A 19,286-nucleotide genomic window follows, 5' to 3' on the forward strand; every position below is an offset into this window, starting at 1 on the left:
GGTCAGGCCTTGGCCTTGGACTTCGTGCCGGTCTTCACCGTCGTCTTCTTGGCGGCCGGCTTGGAGACCGGCTTGGCCGCCGGCTTTCTGGCCGCGGCCGCCGGCTTGGCGGCGGCGACCTTCGGCGACACCTTCTTCGTCGCCGGCTTCTTGCTGCCGACCTTCACCGTCTCGACCGGCGCCTGGGTGGCGGCGGGCTTGCGCGTGGTCTTGGCGGCAGGCTTCGCGGTGGCGGCCGTCGTCTTGATGCTCGTCTTCTTCGCAGCAGGCTTGCCGGCCGGCTTGGCAGACTTGGTCGCGGCAGTCTTCACCGGCGCGGCCTTCGTTGCCGACTTCGCGGCGGCGGACTTGGTGCCGGTCGCGCGCGTCGGAGCCTTCTTCGACGCGGCACCGATCGCCTCGCCGTCGACAGACTTGACCTTGGTGGACTTCTTGTCGGCCTTCTTGTCGGCGCCCTTCTCAGCCTTCTCAGCCTTGCCGGCCTTCTTGGCGGAGGACTTCTTCGCCTTGGGCGCGTCCTCGTCGTCCATCGGCTCGGAGGCCTTCACCAGCTTGGTGCCGCTGTCGCCCAGCTTGAGCTTCACCGGCTTGCCGCCCCAGATCTCTTCGAGGTGGTAGTACTGGCGGATCGCCGGCTGCATCAGGTGGACCACGGCGGCGCCGCAGTCGACGATGATCCATTCGCCGTTGTCCTCGCCCTCGGTGCGCATGACCTGCATGCCGCGCTTCTTGACCGTCTCGCGCACGCTGGAGGCCAGCGCCTTGGTCTGCCGGTTGCTCGTGCCCGAGGCGATGATCACGCGCTCGAACAGCGGCGACAGGCGCTCGGTGTCGAAGACCAGGATGTCCTGGCCCTTCACATCCTCGAGACCATCGACGATGGCACGTTCCAGTTTCTTGATGTCCATTCAGTTCTCACTGTAGAGACGGTGCCGGGAAATATAACCCGCCACCTCTTCGCCCACCACGGGCCCTGCGTCAGCGCCCTCGGCCGCCAATCGGCGGGCCTCGGTGGATGACCATTCCAGCGCCGGCATCGTCAGCCGGACCAGCCGATGCGGCCGTTCCAGCAGCGCCGCCGGCGCCTGTACCTTGTCCTGCGCGCGGGCCGCGACTGCCAGCCCCATGCGCTCGACCAGTTCCTCCCAGCCGTTCCAGCTCGGGAAGCCGGCCAACTGGTCCTGCCCGAGGATCAGCCAGAGCGCGTCGTGAGGACGCTCCTGCTGATACTCGCGCACCGAGTCGAGCGTGTAGCTCGGCCCGGCGCGTTTCATCTCGCGATCGTCGAGGACGAAGCGCGGATCCCCGCCCTTCCCCGTGATCGTCAGCCGCACCATCTCGGCACGGTCCGCGGCGTCCGCCATCTGGCGACCCGCCTTCTGCCACGGCTGCCCGGCGACGATCCAGCGGACCTCGTCCAGCGCCAACTGGTCGAGTGCCGCGTGCGCCAACGCCAGGTGCGCGCGGTGCACCGGATCGAAGGAGCCGCCGAACCACCCGACCTGACGGATCCGATCCAGGCCCTTCGGGCTTCCGGAAGCGCTGTCGCTCACTGCTGATCCTTCCGGCTCACTCACGCGCCTTCAGAACCACAGGTGTGTCGGCACCTCATCCGCCCAGTCGCGCGGGCGGAGGAAGTCGCTGTAGAGCTTCGCCTCGGGCGAGCCGGCCTCGGGCTGCCAGTCGTAGCGCCAGCGCGCGACCGGCGGCATCGACATCAGGATGGACTCGGTGCGCCCGCCCGACTGCAGCCCGAACAGCGTGCCGCGGTCGAAGACCAGGTTGAACTCGACGTAACGTCCGCGCCGGTATTCCTGGAAGTCGCGCTCGCGTTCGCCGTAGGCCAGGCCGTGCCGACGATCGACGATCGGCTCGTAGGCGGGCAGGAACGCGTCGCCGACGGATTGGACCATGCCGAACGCCTTCTCGACGCCGCCCTCGGCGAAATCGTCGAAGAAGATGCCGCCGACGCCGCGCGGCTCGTTGCGGTGCTTCAGGTGGAAGTACTCGTCGCACCACTGCTTGAAGCGCGGATAGAGCGCCTCGCCGTGCGGCTCCAGCGCCGCCCGGCAGGTGCGGTGGAAGTGCTGCGCGTCGCGCTCGAAACCGTAGTACGGCGTCAGGTCCATGCCGCCGCCGAACCACACGACCGGCTCGCGGTCGGGCGGCAGCGCGGCGAACATGCGGACGTTCATGTGGACCGTGGGCACGAACGGGTTGTGCGGGTGCATCACCAGCGACACGCCCATCGCCTCGAACGGCGCGCCGGCCAGCTCGGGCCGGTGCGCCGTCGCCGACGGGGGCAACACCCGGCCCCGCACATGCGAGAAGTTGACGCCGCCGCGCTCGAACACGGCGCCGTTCTCGATCAGGCGCACCAGGCCGTCGCCTTCGAGGCGGCCACCGGGCTCGCGCTGCCAGGCGTCGGTGATGAATGCCTGACCGTCCAGACGCTCGAGCGTCGTGACGATCCTTTGCTGCAGACCGAGCAGGTAATCGCGCACCAACTGCGTATTCATCGGGGATCTCCGTCCTTGGCGGCTTCGGGGTGAAGTTCGGGGTGAAGTTCAGGGTGGGGTTCGGGGCGGGGGTCAGTTCTCAACCGGATCGGCCCCGCGTTCTCGGGCCGCTTGCCCTGGCGGCCGGCCAGCACTTCGGCGAACAGCGCGAAGTCCTGGGCCGGATCGCCGCTGACCTCGACGAAGTCGGTGAACAGCACCCGCTTCGTCGCGAAGTCGAACGACGCCAGGCCGACCGGCACCTCGGCCTGCACGGCCACGTGGTACGCGCCGGACTTCCAGTGATCGACGTAGCCGCGCGTGCCCTCCGGCGCGGCGATCAGCCAGAAGGACTCGTCGCGCGCTTTCGCGTCGCGCATCTGCTGGACCGTGTCGGCGACCATGCCGTTGGCCGAGCGGCGGTTCACCGGCACGCCGCCGATCGAGCGCATCCAGCGGCCGACGATCGCCGGCTTGAACAGGCTGTCCTTGGCCCAGAACTTCAGCTGGAAGCCCAGGCTCCATTTCGTCAGCACGCCGATGGGGAAGTCCCAGTTCGACGTGTGCGGATAGACCATCACGACCCCCTGCCTTGCCGGCAGACCGTTGCAGGCGATGCGCCAGCCGAAGGCGCCCAGCACGGCACGCGCGAACGCGCTGCCGCCGGGCATCGGCGTCAGCGCGCCGGTCCATCGTCGGGGAGCGGAAGGGGCCACGTCAGGTCAGCGGTGGAGTCAGCCGTGGCGTCAGCGCTTGATCGCGCGGTAGCCGATGTCCTGGCGGTACTGCTTGCCGTCGAACTGGATGGACTGCGCGGTCTGGTAGGCCAGTTGCTGCGCGTGGCGCACGGCCTCGCCCAGCGCGGTCACGCACAACACGCGGCCGCCGCTGGTCACGAGCTGGCCGTCGTCCTGCAGCGTGGTGCCGGCGTGGAAGACCATCGCCTCCTCGCCATCCACGGGCAGGCCGCTGATCGCATCGCCCTTGCGCGGCGACAGCGGATAGCCGCCGGCGGCCATCACGACGCCCAGCGCGGCGCGGCGGTCCCACTGCAGCTCGACCTGGTCGAGCGTGCCGTCGGTCGCGTGCATCAGCACTTCGAACAGGTCGCTCTTCAGACGCATCATGATCGGCTGCGTCTCGGGGTCGCCCATGCGGGTGTTGAACTCGACGGTGCGCGGCTGGCCGTGCGCATCGATCATCAGCCCGGCGTACAGGAAGCCGGTGAAGGGCGCGCCGTCGCGGGCCATGCCCTGGATCGTCGGCATGATGATCTCGTGCATCGCCTTGGCGTGGACGTTGGGCGTCACGACCGGCGCGGGCGAGTAGGCGCCCATGCCCCCGGTGTTCGGCCCCTGGTCGCCGTCGAGCAGGCGCTTGTGGTCCTGGCTGGTGGCCAGCGGCAGGACGTTCTTGCCGTCGCACAGCACGATGAAGCTGGCTTCCTCGCCTTCGAGGAACTGTTCGATGACGACGCGGGCGCCGCCCTCGTTGTGCACCACGCCGAGCTTGTTGTCCGCGAGGATCCAGTCAATCGCCTCATGCGCCTCGGCCAGCGTCATCGCGACGACCACGCCCTTGCCCGCCGCCAGGCCGTCGGCCTTGATGACGATGGGCGCGCCCTGCGCATCGACGTAGGCATGCGCCTGGGTCGCGTCGCTGAAGGTCTCGTAGGCGGCGGTCGGGATGCCGTGGCGCTTCATGAACTCCTTGGCGAAGGCCTTGGAGCTCTCCAGCTGCGCGGCGGCCTTGGTCGGTCCGAAGATGCGCAGGCCGCGGGCGCGGAACTCGTCGACGACGCCGGCGGCCAGGAAGGCCTCCGGGCCGACGACCGTCAGCGCGATCTTCTGCTCGATCGCGAAGTCGGCCAGCGCCTTCACGTCGGTGATCGGGACGTTCTTCAGCAGCGGGTCGCGCGCGGTGCCGCCGTTGCCGGGGGCCACGAAGACCTGCGTGACGCGCTCGCCCTGCGCCAGCCGCCAGGCCAGCGCATGTTCACGGCCACCATTGCCAAGGACCAGGACCTTCATTCGGACAGGCTCGCGTTGTTGTAGACGTCCTGGACATCGTCCAGGTCTTCGATGACATCCAGCAGCTTCTGCATGCGGGCGGCATCTTCGCCGGCCAGCTCGATGGTGTTCTCGGCGCGCATCGTGACTTCGGCGATCTCGGGCTTCAGGCCGGCCGCTTCGAGCGCGTTCTTGACGGCTTCGTAGTCGGCGGGCGAGGTCAGCACCTCGATGGCGCCGTCGTCGTCGGTCAGGACGTCCTCGGCGCCGGCTTCCAGCGCGACTTCCATGACCTTGTCCTCCGACGTGCCCGGCGCGAAGACCAGCTGGCCGCAGTGCTTGAACTGGAAGGCCACCGAGCCTTCGGTGCCCAGGTTGCCGCCGTACTTGCTGAACGCGTGGCGGACTTCGGCGACGGTGCGGACGCGGTTGTCGGTCATGCAGTCCACGATGATCGCGGCGCCGCCGATGCCGTAGCCCTCGTAGCGGATTTCCTCGTAGGTCACGCCGTCGAGGTTGCCGGTGGCCTTGTCGACGTTGCGCTTGATGTTGTCGGCCGGCATGTTGGCGCCCTTGGCCTTCTCGATGGCCAGGCGCAGGCGGGGATTCATGTTGATGTCGGCACCGCCGGCACGGGCCGCGACGATGATTTCACGCGTCAGACGGGTCCAGACCTTGCCGCGCTTCTCGTCCTGGCGGCCCTTGCGGTGCTGGATGTTCGCCCATTTGGAATGCCCTGCCATGTCCTCGTTCTCCTATGAACGACGGCCCGGAAAAAGTCCGGGCCGGCGCTGTTGATGCTTCGTTAGACTGTGATTTTAGCTTTTTGCCTCTGGAGATTCCGCATGGCCGACCCGATCCTGCTGGCACGCCACGGCGACATCGAGTGCCAGCTGCTTCCCGCGCTGGCCAACCGGCACGGTCTGATCACCGGCGCCACCGGCACCGGGAAGACGATCAGTCTGCAGAAACTGGCCGAATCGTTCAGCCAGATGGGCGTTCCGGTCTTCATGGCGGACGTCAAGGGCGATCTGACCGGCATCTCGCAGGCCGGCGCGCCGTCGGCCAAGCTGCTGGCGGTGCTGAAGGAACGCGGCTTCGAACCGCCGACCGCCATCGCCTGTCCGACGACGCTCTGGGACGTGTTCGGCGAACAGGGCCATCCGGTGCGCGCGACGGTCTCCGACATGGGGCCGCTGCTGCTGTCGCGGATGCTGGGCCTCAACGAGACCCAGGGCGGCGTGCTCCAAATGGTCTTCAAGATCGCCGACGACCACGGCCTGGCGCTGCTGGACCTGAAGGACCTGCGCGCGATGCTGCAGCACGTGGGCGACAACGCGAGCGAGTTCACGACGCAGTACGGCAACGTCTCGGCGGCCAGCGTCGGCGCGATCCAGCGCGGGCTGCTGCAGATCGAGGCGCAGGGCGGCGACAAGTTCTTCGGCGAGCCGATGCTGGACATCCACGACTTCATGCAGACGTCGGATGGATTGGGCGTGATCAACATCCTGGCCGCGGACAAGCTGATGGCCGCGCCGCGGCTGTACGCGACCTTCCTGCTGTGGATGCTGTCGGAGCTGTTCGAGGCGCTGCCCGAGGTCGGCGACCTGGACAAACCCAAGCTGGTGTTCTTCTTCGACGAGGCGCACCTACTGTTCAAGGACGCGCCGGCGGCGCTGGTGGAGCGCATCGAACTGGTGGTGCGGCTGGTGCGGTCCAAGGGCGTGGGCGTCTACTTCGTGACGCAGAACCCGCTGGACATCCCGGACACGGTGCTGGGGCAGCTCGGCAACCGGGTGCAGCACGCGCTGCGCGCGTTCACGCCGCGCGACCAGAAGGCGGTCAAGGCGGCGGCGGACACGATGCGCCCGAAGCCGGGGCTGGACATCGCGATGGCGATCACCGAGCTGGGCGTCGGCGAGGCGCTGATCAGCCTGCTCGACGAGAAGGGCCGGCCCGCCATCACCGAGCGGGTGTTCGTGCTCCCGCCGGGCAGCCAGATCGGGCCGATCACGCCGGAGCAGCGCAAGACGTTGATCACCGGGTCGCTGGTGGCCGGGGTCTACGAGAAACACGTCGACCGCGAGTCGGCCTATGAAAAGCTGACCGGCCGGGCGGCCACGACGGCCGACGCGGCGCCGCAGCCCTCGCAGGCGGGCTCGCCGCGCGGCAGCGCCGGTGCCGGCTCAATGGCGGACGAGGCGGACGAGGCCTTCCGACGCGCGCCAACCACGGGCCAGGGCGGCGCACCCGCGCCTGCACCGGCACAGGACGACGGCGGCGGCCTGCTCGGCGGGCTGAAGGACGTGCTGTTCGGCAGCACCGGGCCGCGCGGCGGGCGTCATGAGGGGCTGGCGGAGACGGCAGCCAAGTCCGCGCTGCGCAGCATCGGATCGTCGGTGGGCCGGGAGATCGTCCGTGGCGTGCTGGGTAGCCTGCTGGGCGGCGGTACTAAGCGCCGCCGTTGAACTGACGGCGCCGGCCGCCTGGGCGGCCAAGCCCGCCAAGGCCACGACCGCCATGTCCGCAAGTCCTGACCCCGGTCCTTCGGACATCGCCTGGGTCTGGGACCACCACGCGCCGCCGCCGAACGCCTCCGCCTGGGCGGTGACCGTGACGCAGATGCGCCTGACGCCGGACGGCATCGAAGAGCGGCCGCGTCTGCGCGGCTACCCCGCTCCCGAAGGTCGTCCGGTCACGCCGGTCGTCCATGTCGATCCGTTGCCGTCCCGGGAGACAGGTGGCGCGCTCAACGACACCCAGCAGGCCGCGATCGTCGCTCGCGTGCTGGACGCCGCGTCGCGATCGACCAGCGGCTGGGTGCAACTCGACTTCGAGGCCGTGCCGTCGCAACGGGACAGCTACCTCGCGCTGGTGCGCCGGCTCCGCGCTGCGCTGCCAGCGTCGACGAAGCTGTCGGTCACGCTGCTCGCCTGGCAATGCCGCAGCCGCGCCTGGATAGCGCCGATCGCCGCCGACGAAGTGGTGCCGATGTTCTTCCGCCTGGGACGGGACACGGCGCGCTGGCAGCGCGAACTCGCCGAGGGCGCCAGCACGCTGCACCCGCGCTGCCGCAACGAGGCAGCGGGCTTCTCGCCCCAGGACACGCCGCCCGCGTACTGGCAGCGGCGCTGGCCCAAGCGCTACTGGTTCAACCTCGCGCGCGGCCAGTCGACCGACTGGCCAGCTGCGGCCGCGTCGGCCATCTGGCCGGAGCGACCCCCACCCCGCGCTGCGCGGTCTCCGGCACCCTGAACCCTGAACGCCCTGAAATCCTTCATCCGCGTCACCATGACCTCCTCTCTCCGCGTCTTGCCTTTCGTCCTGGCTTTGCTGCTGGGCACCGTCATGCCCGCTCACGCCAGCGGCTCGGGTCCGGTCGACGAATTCGTCACCCGCAGCCGCACCGAGGTGCCGCTGGACCGCTACGGACGCGGCGAGCTCGGCCTGGTGCTGACCGGCTATTCGCCGTCGATGTTGGTGCCGGCCTGGCGCGCGATGGCGGCTGCGGACGCGGGCAAGGCGCCCGCGCCGGTGTCCGAGGAAGCGATCGACGGCGCCTGCTGTTCGTCGGGTCCGTACTACAACGACGACTGGAACGCGGAGAAGCGTCCCGCCATCGCCGCCTGGCTGCAAGCGCGCAGCGCCGTCACGCCGGTGCCGCCGCGCTGGCGGACGGTGCGGATGAAGCGCGTGCCCAACCGCGATTACCAGGAGTTCATGAACTGCCCGGACGATGCCTACCGCTTCGCGACGGACACGCTGGACCAACTGCGCCGGCGCGAGGACGCGACGCCCGGCCGGCTGGCGCAGTGGGTGGAGACGCAGGACGCCGTGTTCGGCCGCTGCGGCGGGACGAACCGCCGGCCGACGTACGGCGCGCCTCCGGCGCCACCGCCGCCGCCGCTGCCGGACGTGCTGCCCCTGCCCGACACCGAGCCGCCCATCTGGCGGCAGGCCCGCAGCTATCAACAGGGCGCGGCCGCGTTCTACGCCGGCGACTGGGCCGCGGCGGACAGCCGCTTCAACGCCATCGCCAAGCGCGAGAGCCACGGCTGGCAGGCCTGGGCCGCGCTGGCGCAGATGCGCACGGCGCTCCGGCGGGCGTCGCTGGGCCCGCTGATGGGTTTCAGCCGCACCGACGACAGCGTCGTGAAGACGATGGAGGCGATGGCCGTCCGGATCGCGGCCCATCCGGACTGGACCGTGCAGCAACGGGCGGCCGGACAGCTGCTGGAGGCGGCGCGGGCGCAATTCGAGCCGGCGGCACAGTTCGACCGGCTGTCGCGCGCGCTGGCCGCGCTCGACCGCGCGCCGGACACGCAGACGCTGATCGATTGGCGGGTGCTGGCCGACAAGCTGGAGCAGACGGAGTTCCGCCGCCAGTTGCGGGAGCGGTCTGGGGATCTCGCGGCGCAGCCCTTGATCGGGTGGATGGACACGATGAAGTCCTGCGATCGGCAGGAAATGACCGGCGGGCGTCCGACGATCAAGGACCCCGACGACGCCTTCGCGCGGCCGCGGGGATTCGAGGTGGCCGTCGCGCAGTGGCGGAAGAAGCCGTCGACGGTGCTGTGGCTGCTGCCCGCGCTGAGCTGCGCGGACGGCGGGGCGCTGTCGCGCGACCGCGCACTGCGCGACGCGCTGATGGCCGCCGCGGACCGCGTGCCGAGCGCTCATCCCGGCTGGCTGACGATCCGCTGGCAGCAGGTGCGCCTGCTCCGGGAGAGTGGTGGGAACGCACAGGCGCGGGAGCGGCTGGCGCCGCTGGTCGAAGGCGGCACGGCTCACGGTCCGACGCCGAGCGCCCGCAACCTCATTGCACAAGAGGCGCTGGCGCTGGCACGCACGCCGGACGAGTCGTTCCCCTGGCTGGCGCGTGAGTGGGGCAATTGGAATCGGCCTCGGACGGAGGCCGGCCAGCAGGCATCGGCATCGGCATCGGCCGCGACACCGGCGTCGGCGTCGGCGTCGGCGTCGGCGTCGGCACCGTCATCGGCAGCGGCAAAGGCACCGCCGCCGCTGATGCGGACGCTGGCCGCCGACGGCGCCCGGCTGATCTCCGAGCGATTCACGCTGGCGGACTGGCAGCGCCTGGTCGACGCGACGCAGGTGCCCCAGGACCTGCGGGCGCAACTGGCGTTCGGGTGGTGGTGGCGGGCGGAGCTGTCGGACCAGATGGCGATGGCGCGGGACGCCGCCCAGCGGCTGGGCGCCCTGTTGCCGAAGGGGCGATCCCTGGTCGCGCCTTACCTGGAGGCCAGGACGCCGACGGCCCGGCGGTCGGCGATCTGGCGAGCCGCCTTGAAGCACCCCGCGTTCTCGGCGCAGCTCGGGACCGGGTTGGGCGGCGTCTCGTTGCAGGAGCCGGACGGGCAGGATCCCAAGGACGTGACGGCCAGCCAATGGTGCCGTCTGGACGGCACGGACAACTCGGCGCCCGGCGGCACGGATCCGATGCTCGACGAGGAGCGGATGCCGCCGCTGTCGACGGAATTCCCAGAGCCGGCGGGGCTCATGAAGGAGCGTGCGGCGCTCAAGACGGCCGGCTCGGCGACCGGCGAGTTCAGCCGCTGGGTCCTGGCCGAGTCGCGCCGCCCGGACCGGCCGGCCGACCTGGCCTGGCTGCTGTACGTCGGCATCCAGTCGACCCGCGGCGGCTGCGTCGACCCGGACAACAGCGAGCGCTCCAAGGCCATGTTCCAGATGCTGCACCGCCTGTATCCGAAGTCGGAGTGGGCCAAGCGCTCGCCATACTACTTCTGAAGCGTTTCACGCCTTCCGGCCACCGCTCGCGCCGGATCCCTGCACCTCATCGCAATCCCATGGCCGACCCGGGCGGGCGCCGCGACAGTCGACCCCATCGACAACGCACTGCCTCACGGAGCCCGTCATGCACCCCACCCCGCTTCAGATCCTGTCCCACATCCCCGGCTTCGTCTGGGCGATCCTCGTGGTGATCCTGTACTTCGGCATCAAGCAGAGCACCGCCACCGCCGTGCGCGCCAAGCGCCTGGTCGTGCTGCCGGCGCTGTGGCTGGTGTTCGGCGCCTGGGGCGTGGCGAAGTCCTTCGGCCTGGACGGCCTGCCGGGCCTGGCCTGGCTGCTCGGCATCGGCGCCGGCGTGCTGGCGCTGCGCGCCCTGCGCTGGCCGGGCAACGTCAGCTACGACACCACCAGCCGCCGCTTCCTCGTCCCCGGCAGCTGGGTGCCGATGGCGCTGATGATGGGCATCTTCGGGCTCAAGTTCGCCTCGGGCATGAGCCTGGCGCTGCACCCGGACTACGCGCACAACACCGCCTATGCGATCGGCTTCAGCGCGGCCTTCGGCCTGTTCAGCGGCGCCTTCCTGGGCCGGGCGATCAACATCCTGTCGCACCGCCCTCAGCCGTGCGAGACCGCCACGGCCTGAGCGGGTCGCGATCGCCGACACTTCCACCCCATGAGCACCCTGCCCCTCTCGCCGCCCGTGCGCTGGATCCTCCGGCACGTGCTCATCGTGCTGACGCTGACGGTGGTCATCTCGCTGTCGCTGGTGATCGTGTTCAGCCAGCCCCTGGGCACGACGCTGATCTACTGCTTCTTCATCTCGCTGTTCTGCGCCGCCAGCATCAACGTGCTGCGCTACGGACTGGGCTGGATCCGCTGGCGGCTGCTGGACCGCCTGGGCCGCGCGCCGGCCGAGCCCTTCGACTGGCCGGGCTGGCCGCTGATGGTGCTGTGCCTGCTGCTGGGCACCGGCATCGGCTACAGCCTGGGGGTGGAGGTCGGCAACATGGTGACGGGCCTGCAGGAGAAGAGCCTGCTGTCCAGCCCCCTGCGCCGCGTGCTGAGCGTGATGGTGATCGCGCTGATCCCGGGCTTCGGCGCGACGCTGTTCTTCCTGTCCCGCCACCGCATCGCCGCCGCCGAGGCGCGCGCGGAGACGCTGCGCCGCCAGGCCGCGGAGACACAACTGCGGCTGCTCGAATCGCAGCTCGAACCGCACATGCTGTTCAACACGCTGGCCAACCTGCGGGTGCTGATCGGGATGGACGCGGACCGGGCGCAGGCGATGCTGGACCACCTGATCGCCTTCCTGCGCGCGACGTTGTCGGCCTCCCGCGCCGAACGCCACCCGCTGAAGGAGGAGTTCGCCCGCATCGCCGACTACCTCGCGCTGATGCAGGTCCGGATGGGGTCGCGGCTGCGTTTCGAATTCGATCTGCCCGACGCGCTGCGCGAGGTGCCGGTGCCGCCGCTGCTGCTGCAGCCGCTGGTGGAGAACGCCATCAAGCACGGCCTGGAGCCGCACGTGGGCGGCGGGACGCTGCGGGTGCGGGCGGCCGAGGCCGAGGGTCAGTTGTTGCTGGACGTCGAGGACGACGGCGCGGGCTTCGACGCCGCGGCGGCGCGGTCGCCGGAGGGCGGCTTCGGGACGGTGCAGGTGCGAGACCGGCTGGCCGTGGCCTGCGGACCGCAGGCGCGGCTGGAGCTGTCGCGGCTGGACCTCTCCCGCCCGGCGGGCGGTGGCACGCGGGCGAGGATCCGCATGCCGCTGCCCCCGCCCATGCCCATGCCCCCCTCCGGCGCCACATCCGGAACTGCATCCGCAGATGCATCCGGGTCGGCCTCCAGGCCCGGTCCCTGCGTCACACGCTGAAGCCATCCATCCCTGTTGGAGGAAGAGTCCATGCCCACCGCCCTGATCGCCGAAGACGAAGAACTGCTGGCCGCGCACCTGCGGCAGGAACTGAAGGCGCTCTGGCCTGAACTGGAGATCGTCGCGATGGCCGCGCACGGCGAGGAGGCGGTGACGTTGGCCTTGCGGCACCGGCCGGACGTCTGCTTCTTCGACATCCGGATGCCCGGCATGACGGGATTGGAGGCGGCCGCGCAGCTCGCCGACGACTGGGAGGACACGACGTCCGGCGGCGCACCGTTCCCCTTGCTGGTGTTCGTGACGGCCTACGACCAGTTCGCGTTGCAGGCCTTCGATCGCGCGGCCGTGGACTACGTGCTTAAGCCCGTGCAGCGCGAACGGCTCGCGCAGACGGTGTCGCGATTGAAGGCGGCGCTCGCGCAGCGGCAGCAGCCGCCCGCGGCGCTGGAGTCGGCCATCGAGCAACTGCGCGGGCTGCTCGGCGTCGGGGCGAACGCGACGGCGGGCGGAGCGAATGCCTCCGCGCCGTCCGGCGCGCCCGCAGCGGCCGGCGGGGCGGCGGCGCCGCTGCGCCACCTGCAGGTCGGCGTCGGCGAAGCCATCGTGCTGGTGCCGGTCGACGACGTCGTCTACCTCGAGGCCGCGGACAAGTACGTCCGCGTGCTCACCGCCGACCAGGAATACCTGGTGCGGATCTCGCTGCGCGAGCTGCTCCCGCAGCTCGACACGAACCGGTTCTGGCAGGTGCACCGCGGGCACATCGTGCACGTGGACGCGATCGAGCGCGTCCTCCGCGACGACACCGGCAAGCTGACACTGCGGCTGCGCCGCCGGCCGGAGAGGCTGGCGGTGAGCCGGATGTACGGGCACCTGTTCCGGGCGATGTGACCCGGACGTCGGCAGGCGGTCTCAGATGCCGACCGTCGCGCCGTTCGCCGCGAAGTGGATCTGGAGGTTCTCGCCCGACTGCGACGTCACCAGGATGCGCTGATCGAAATTGTCCGCAGCGGTCTCCCCTCGACCGTCACGATCGATCCACAAGGAGATCGTGCCGTCGGCGAGGACCTCCTTCCGGAGGTACTCGCTGATGGCGGCAGCACTCAGCACATTCATCGAGGCGAAGGCTGCATCGTTGAGGTCGATGACGTCGAACTGCCGGATGTCGTAGCCGTGGATCCAGTCGATCTGGCTGTTCGCGCTGGACATCGTGCCCCAGACGAAGTGGTCCGCGTTCTGGGTTCCGAACAGATGGTCCGTCTTCTGATGCGTCGCATCGGCGACCCACACCCGACTTTGCGGATCCCACGCCGCATCGGCGATGTTCACATCCGGCGGCGTGGAAGACTGCCGTCCCTCCAGCGCATTCACGCTCAGGCCGTCCGGCGTCTCCGAACCGCGCAGCGAGACGAACGAGGCATTGCCCGCACGATCCACCGCCAGCGCGATGTACATCTCGTCGTCGCCGTGGAACCAGCCCCAGCCCTTCTCCCCGGCGGCGACGTCCAGCGACTGGCTCACCCGCCCGTGTTCGAGGTAGCTCTGCGCCGTGCCGTCGTTGAGCGTGCCGGCCGGGATCGCCACGATCCGCGCGTCCTCGTCGGTCTGGAGCGTCCAGCCGTAGTTCGGCACTTCCGGCTTCGCCGTCCAGACACCGCTCGCCGTCGGCGCGACGCTGTCCAGCGTGAACGTCACTTCCGCCGTGTCGCTGACGGTCCCGGCGGCATCGATCTGCCGTGCCTGCAAGGACTTCAGCGCATCCGGTCCGAGCGCGTCCGCAGGAACCGCCGAGCCGGTCCCGTCGTGCCAGGTCTTGCCCGCATCGAGTGAATACTGCCAGCGCGCACCGGGCTCGAGGCCACCCACGCGGATCTCGCCTCGTGCCCCCAGCAGGTGATCCGCCGTCGCGCCCGGCGCGTGCAGCGCCAGTTGCGGCGTGCCCGGCGTCGGGCGGGCCGGCGGCTGGTCGTCCTGCGCCGGCTTCTGCTCGGGCGTGTGGTCCGGCGGCACGTCCGGCTTCTGATCGGGCGTGCGGTTCGGCGGCACGTCCGGCTTTTGGTCGGGCATCTGGTTCGGCGGCAGGTCCGGTTGCTGGTCGGGCGTGTGGTTCGGCGTCACGTCCGCCCTCTGGTCCGGCTTCTGATCCGCCTTCTGATCCGGATGCTGGTCCGGCGTCTGGTCCGCCTTCGGGACTGGTTTCTGGTCCGATCCTGGATCAGGCACGGGCACGGGCACGGACTTCGGATCGGGTCCCGGATCCGCCTTCGAGCCGGGTACGGGGTCCAGCTTCGACTCGGACTCGGGCACGGAATCGGACGTGGGTTCCGGCCTCGGTGTCGGCAGGGGATCCGGCCTTTGTTCCCGCGAAGGCGCCGGCGTCGGAGTTGGCGTTGGCATCGGCGGGACCGGCATCGGGCCCGGTCCCGGCTGCGGAGAACCGCCCCGATCCGCGCCTCCCGCCAGGAACGTCGTCGAGCCCGCGGCCAGCGCGGCGCCCGTCAGCCAGACGACCAAGGCGGCAACGGTCTTCTCCGTCGAACCATCGGAGCTTTCGGCGGTGGGGGAGGACTCCTCCGGCGCCGCGCTGGGCGACGATTCCGCGAGTGATCCGGCGGGCAATCCGGCCTGCGCTTCGGCATCGTCGGGTTGCACTGGGGTGGAGGTGGGGGGAGTGGCGCCTTCCACCGCCTCATCGGCGGCGCGGCGCTTGCGCGGATCTGGCCTCTGAGGCGCCCGGGAAGGTGACGGCGTGAGGAAATCGGAATGTCGCATCGGCGTGTTCGGTTGTCTGACGGAAACCTCGCAGTCTCAGAGCGCCGCCTGTTCAGCGCCATGGCTTCCAAGTTCGCGATGTGGCGCCCGCCGCCAGCCCATCGACGTGAGGCCCTGGCTCCGATGAGCCAGCCGAGATCGCCAGGGCTCGCCCGCGGACCGCCGCACGAACGCCGCACGAACGCCCCGCCCTGGAGAATGGGCGGCCGGGCCCCACGTAGAATCCACGGCCTCTCTTCGAGACTTCACCCATCGATGTCCAGCCCTGACAAGACCGCCGGCGCTTCCGCGCCCGACAAGACGGACGCCGCCGTCAAGCCCAGCAACTTCCTGCGCGCGATCATCGAGCGCGATCTGGAGCAGGGCTTCCAGCCGGCGCGCCACTTCGGCGGCAGCCCGGGCGACGCGGCGCACCACGCCGCCGGCCCGCTGGACCCCGCGAAGATCCGCACCCGCTTCCCGCCCGAGCCCAACGGCTACCTGCACATCGGCCACGCCAAGTCGATCTGCCTGAACTTCGGCCTGGCGCGCGACTACGGCGGCATCTGCCACCTGCGTTTCGACGACACCAACCCGGAGAAGGAAGAGCAGGAGTACGTCGACGCGATCAAGGAGATGGTCGCCTGGCTGGGCTGGCGCTGGGACGCCGCCGACGGCAGCGGCCACGAGACCAGCCACCTGTACTACGCCAGCAACTACTTCGACCTGATGTACCGCGGCGCCGAGTACCTGGTGTCGCAAGGCCTGGCCTACGTCGACGAGCAGTCCCCCGAGGACATGCGCGCCAACCGCGGCGACTTCGGCACGCCGGGCAAGAACAGCCCCTTCCGCGACCGCACGCCCGAGCAACACCTGACCCGCCTGCGCGAGATGCGCGACGGGAAGCACCCCGACGGCTCGATGGTGCTGCGCGCCAAGATCGACATGGCGTCGCCCAACATCAACCTGCGCGATCCGGCGCTGTACCGCATCCGCCGCGCGACGCACCACAACACCGGCGACCAATGGTGCATCTACCCGATGTACACCTACGCGCACCCGATCGAGGACGCGCTGGAGTGCATCACGCACAGCGTCTGCACGCTGGAGTTCGAGGACCAGCGCCCGTTCTACGACTGGCTGGTCGAGCACCTGGCCGAAGGCGGCCTGCTCGCCCGCCCGCTGCCGCATCAGTATGAATTCGGCCGGCTGAACCTGACCTACGTGGTCACCAGCAAGCGCAAGCTGCGCCAGCTGGTCGATGAGAAGCACGTCGACGGCTGGGACGACCCGCGCCTGCCCACGCTGGTCGGCATGCGCCGCCGCGGCTACACGCCGGAAGCGATCCGTGCGATGGTCGAGAGCACCGGCGCGTCCAAGACCAACGCCTGGATCGACTACTCGGTGCTGGACGGCTACCTGCGCGCCGACCTCGAAGGCAAGGCCGCCCGCGCGATGGCGGTGCTGGACCCGGTCAAGCTCAAGCTCGAGAACTACGCGGAGATCTTCGGCTCGACCGATCACCGCGAGCCCTGCTCGGCCCCCGCCCATCCGCATGTGCCCGAACTCGGCACGCGCGCGTTCAGCCTCGGCCCCGAACTGTGGATCGAGCGCGAGGACTTCAGGGAAGTCCCGTCCAAGGGCTACCACCGCCTGTTCCCCGGCAACAAGGCGCGGCTGAAGTACGGCTACGTCATCGAGTGCACCGGCTGCGAGAAGGATGCCGACGGCACCATCACCGCGGTGCTCGCAAAGCTGGTCCCGGACACGAAGAGCGGCACGCCCGGCGCGGACGCGGTCAAGGTCAAGGGCGTCATCACCTGGGTGGGCGCGCACGAAGGCATCGCCACCGAGCTGCGCCTGTACGACCGCCTGTTCACCGAGGCGCAGCCCGACGCCGGCGACCGCAACTTCCTGGAGCTGCTGAACCCGGACGCCAAGCGCGTGACGCGCGGCTACCTGGAGCCCTCGCTGAAGGACGCCGCGCCGGACACCAAGGTCCAGTTCGAGCGTCACGGCTACTTCGTGGCCGATCGCGTCGACCACCGCGCGGGAGCGCCGGTGTTCAACAAGATCACCGGCCTGCGGGACAGCTTCGGGAAGTAAGTCGGCGTGTCCGTGTCCGGACACTGTCCGTCCGAGTGTCCGCGGACACTGGCCGGGCCGACGTCGATGACGACAAGTCATTGATCTGAAAAGGAATTTTGAGGACGCACGGCCTGGCACGGGGCTTGCGAAAGAGTGCGGCATCGATCACACGAAGCCGCACTCGGACACCTCATGATTCGCGATACCTCCGGACAGGACGTTCCCCTCGCCCGCCCTCAGGGACGCCGCCGCCTCTGGCTGGCGCTGGCCGGCGCGGGGCTGCTGATCGCCGCGTTCGCCGCCGCGCCCGCCGTGCAACGGATGCTGGGCAGCGGCAACTCGGTCAGCCTGCAGCGCCTGTCGGTCGCCCCCGTCGAGATCGGCCCGCTGGTGCGCGACGTCGCCGGCGAGGGCAAGGTCGTGGCCGCGATGAGCCCCACCGTCTACGCGCTGCATGGCGGCAACCTGGTGCTCAAGGTGAAGGCCGGCGACAAGGTCGCCAAGGACCAGTTGCTCGGCGTCATCGACAGCCCCGACCTGCGCGCCAAGCTCGCGCAGGAGCAGAGCAACGCCGACGCGCTGCGCACCGAGGCGCTTCGCGCCGAGGTGGACGGCCGCGAGCAGCGCGCCGCCCTGCGCTCCACGTATGAGAACGCCGCGATCGACCTGCAGACCGCGCGCAACGACCTCGACCGCCAGACCAAGGCCTACGACGCCGGCGCCGTCGCCGGCATGCAGGTCGAGAAGGCCCGCGACGCGATGGAAAAGGCCCGCATCACGGCCGCCCACGCGCAGGCCGGCCTCGGCCTCAAGGACGACAGCCTGAAGTTCGAGCTCCAGTCCAAGCAGCAGGCCCTGCAGCGCCAGCAACTGCTGGTGAAGGACCTGGAGCGCCAGGTCGCCGAGCTCGAACTGCACTCGCCGGTGGACGGCCAGGTCGGTCAGCTGCTGGTGGCCGAACGCGCCAACGTCGCGGCCGGCGTGGGCCTGCTCACCGTCGTCGACCTGACCGCGCTGGAAGTGCAGATGCAGGTGCCGGAGAGTTTCGCCCGCGACCTCGCCATCGGCATGCCCGGCGAGATCTCCGGCAACGGCCGGCAGTGGAAGGGTCTGGTCAGCACGGTCTCGCCGGAGGTCGTCAACAACGAGGTCGCCGCGCGCCTGCGCTTCGACGGCGCCACGCCCGACCAGCTCCGCCAGAACCAGCGCCTGTCGGTGCGCGTGCTGCTGGACCGCCGCGACAAGGTGCTGACCGTCGCGCGCGGCAGCTTCGTCGAGGACGGCGGCGGCCGTTTCGTCTACGTCGTGCAGGACGGCCAGGCAGTCAAGCGCCCGATCCGCCTGGGCGCGCAGAGCCTGTCCAAGGTCGAGATCCTGGAAGGCCTCAAGCCCGGCGAGCAGGTCATCGTCTCCGGCACCCAGGCCTTCGAGGGCGCCGAGCGCGTGACCTTGAGCCCGTGAACCCTGAGCCCGTGACAACCGGCCCTTGAGCCCACCGCCAGCCGCCGCCCGCGCCACCGCATTCCATCCACGAATTCCACCCCTTCAACGCCCGCGAGGAACCTCATGCTGAAGATGCAATCGCTCTCCAAGGTCTACCGCACCGAAATGATCGAGACCTACGCCCTGCGCGAGTTCAACCTGGACGTGCGCGAAGGCGAGTTCGTCGCGGTGACCGGGCCGTCCGGTTCCGGCAAGACGACCTTCCTGACCATCGCCGGCCTGCTCGAAGCCTTCACCGGCGGCCGCTACCAGCTCGACGGCGTCGACGTCAGCGGCATGGACGACACGCAGCGTTCGCGCATGCGCAACGAGAAGATCGGCTTCATCTTCCAGGCCTTCAACCTGATCCCCGACCTCAACGTGCTGGACAACATCGAGGTCCCGCTGCGCTACCGCGGCATGAAGGCCGCCGAGCGCCAGCAGCGCGCCCGCGACGCGCTGGCCCGCGTGGGGTTGTCGGCGCGCGAGCGCCACTACCCCGCCGAGCTGTCCGGCGGCCAGCAGCAGCGCGTGGCGATCGCGCGCGCGCTGGCCGGCTCGCCGCGCCTGCTGCTGGCCGACGAACCGACCGGCAACCTCGACAGCGCGATGGCGCGCAGCGTCATGGACCTGCTGGAGGAACTGCACCGCGACGGCGCCACCATCGTCATGGTCACGCACGATCCGCAGCTCGCCGCGCGCGCGCAGCGCAACGTGCACGTGATCGACGGCCAGGTCGTCGACATCGCCGCCGAGCTCCACATGGACCCCGAGCTGCTGCGCGCCGCCAAGCCGCTCACCCCGACCTCGGCCTGACCT

Annotated in this window: 16 protein-coding genes; 9 read left to right on the top strand and 7 right to left on the bottom strand. The window is 70.1% G+C overall.

Features of this window, described 5'->3' with window-relative positions; translation table 11 throughout:
• Positions 1-2: 2 nt before the first annotated feature.
• The 6 genes from rsfS to AC07OZ_RS17975 are packed head-to-tail and all read right to left on the bottom strand — an operon-like array spanning position 3 to position 5,250.
• Positions 3-908, bottom strand: a complete 906-nt coding sequence (gene rsfS, locus AC07OZ_RS17950; protein ID WP_495468441.1) for a ribosome silencing factor — start codon at positions 906-908, stop codon at positions 3-5.
• Entirely contained in the window at positions 909-1,553 is a 645-nt protein-coding gene (gene nadD, locus AC07OZ_RS17955) for a nicotinate (nicotinamide) nucleotide adenylyltransferase (protein ID WP_495468442.1), read from the bottom strand.
• 30 nt (positions 1,554-1,583) lie between these two features.
• The gene (hemF, locus tag AC07OZ_RS17960) at positions 1,584-2,519 is read right to left on the bottom strand and encodes an oxygen-dependent coproporphyrinogen oxidase (RefSeq protein ID WP_495468443.1); all 936 of its coding nucleotides are present in this window, start codon (positions 2,517-2,519) and stop codon (positions 1,584-1,586) included.
• Positions 2,516-3,214: a 1-acyl-sn-glycerol-3-phosphate acyltransferase gene (locus AC07OZ_RS17965; RefSeq protein ID WP_495468444.1), complete on the bottom strand. Its 699-nt coding sequence runs from the start codon at positions 3,212-3,214 to the stop codon at positions 2,516-2,518. Before AC07OZ_RS17965 ends, hemF begins: the two co-directional genes overlap by 4 nt.
• A 30-nt stretch (positions 3,215-3,244) precedes the next feature.
• A complete protein-coding gene (gene purD / locus AC07OZ_RS17970; protein WP_495468445.1) occupies positions 3,245-4,528 on the bottom strand; it encodes a phosphoribosylamine--glycine ligase in 1,284 nt (427 codons plus the stop codon).
• Entirely contained in the window at positions 4,525-5,250 is a 726-nt protein-coding gene (locus AC07OZ_RS17975; RefSeq protein WP_297531163.1) for a YebC/PmpR family DNA-binding transcriptional regulator, read from the bottom strand. Before AC07OZ_RS17975 ends, purD begins: the two co-directional genes overlap by 4 nt.
• 102 nt (positions 5,251-5,352) lie before the next feature.
• Between AC07OZ_RS17975 and AC07OZ_RS17980 the strand changes: the two genes are divergently transcribed.
• From AC07OZ_RS17980 to AC07OZ_RS18005, 6 genes are all read left to right on the top strand, one after another.
• On the top strand, positions 5,353-6,975 hold the full coding sequence (locus AC07OZ_RS17980) for a helicase HerA-like domain-containing protein (RefSeq protein WP_495468446.1): 1,623 nt from the start codon (positions 5,353-5,355) through the stop codon (positions 6,973-6,975).
• Between the two features lie 52 nt (positions 6,976-7,027).
• Positions 7,028-7,762, top strand: a complete 735-nt coding sequence (locus tag AC07OZ_RS17985) for a hypothetical protein (protein ID WP_495468447.1) — start codon at positions 7,028-7,030, stop codon at positions 7,760-7,762.
• A 36-nt stretch (positions 7,763-7,798) separates the two neighbouring features.
• Positions 7,799-10,273: a hypothetical protein gene (locus tag AC07OZ_RS17990; protein ID WP_495468448.1), complete on the top strand. Its 2,475-nt coding sequence runs from the start codon at positions 7,799-7,801 to the stop codon at positions 10,271-10,273.
• A gap of 127 nt (positions 10,274-10,400) precedes the next feature.
• Positions 10,401-10,919, top strand: a complete 519-nt coding sequence (locus AC07OZ_RS17995; RefSeq protein WP_495468449.1) for a DUF6622 family protein — start codon at positions 10,401-10,403, stop codon at positions 10,917-10,919.
• Between the two features lie 30 nt (positions 10,920-10,949).
• Complete coding sequence (locus AC07OZ_RS18000; RefSeq protein ID WP_495468450.1) at positions 10,950-12,149, top strand: sensor histidine kinase; 1,200 nt, start codon at positions 10,950-10,952, stop codon at positions 12,147-12,149.
• A 30-nt stretch (positions 12,150-12,179) separates the two neighbouring features.
• Positions 12,180-13,037 carry a LytR/AlgR family response regulator transcription factor gene (locus tag AC07OZ_RS18005; RefSeq protein WP_495468451.1) on the top strand — a complete coding sequence of 286 codons (858 nt, stop codon included), beginning with the start codon at positions 12,180-12,182 and terminating at the stop codon, positions 13,035-13,037.
• A gap of 21 nt (positions 13,038-13,058) precedes the next feature.
• On the opposite strand, the gene AC07OZ_RS18010 is transcribed toward AC07OZ_RS18005, so the two are convergent.
• Complete coding sequence (locus AC07OZ_RS18010) at positions 13,059-14,453, bottom strand: hypothetical protein (protein ID WP_495468452.1); 1,395 nt, start codon at positions 14,451-14,453, stop codon at positions 13,059-13,061.
• 720 nt (positions 14,454-15,173) lie between these two features.
• Here AC07OZ_RS18010 and AC07OZ_RS18015 point away from each other — a divergent pair.
• From AC07OZ_RS18015 to AC07OZ_RS18025, 3 genes are all read left to right on the top strand, one after another.
• Entirely contained in the window at positions 15,174-17,003 is a 1,830-nt protein-coding gene (locus tag AC07OZ_RS18015; protein ID WP_495468453.1) for a glutamine--tRNA ligase/YqeY domain fusion protein, read from the top strand.
• 174 nt (positions 17,004-17,177) lie between these two features.
• Positions 17,178-18,446 (top strand): efflux RND transporter periplasmic adaptor subunit, encoded by a 1,269-nt coding sequence (locus tag AC07OZ_RS18020; protein ID WP_495468454.1) that lies wholly within the window; start codon positions 17,178-17,180, stop codon positions 18,444-18,446.
• A gap of 105 nt (positions 18,447-18,551) precedes the next feature.
• Positions 18,552-19,283 carry an ABC transporter ATP-binding protein gene (locus tag AC07OZ_RS18025; protein WP_495468455.1) on the top strand — a complete coding sequence of 244 codons (732 nt, stop codon included), beginning with the start codon at positions 18,552-18,554 and terminating at the stop codon, positions 19,281-19,283.
• Positions 19,284-19,286 lie beyond the last annotated feature (3 nt).

The sequence above is a fragment of the Roseateles sp. GW821-FHT09G03 genome, from assembly GCF_059416045.1.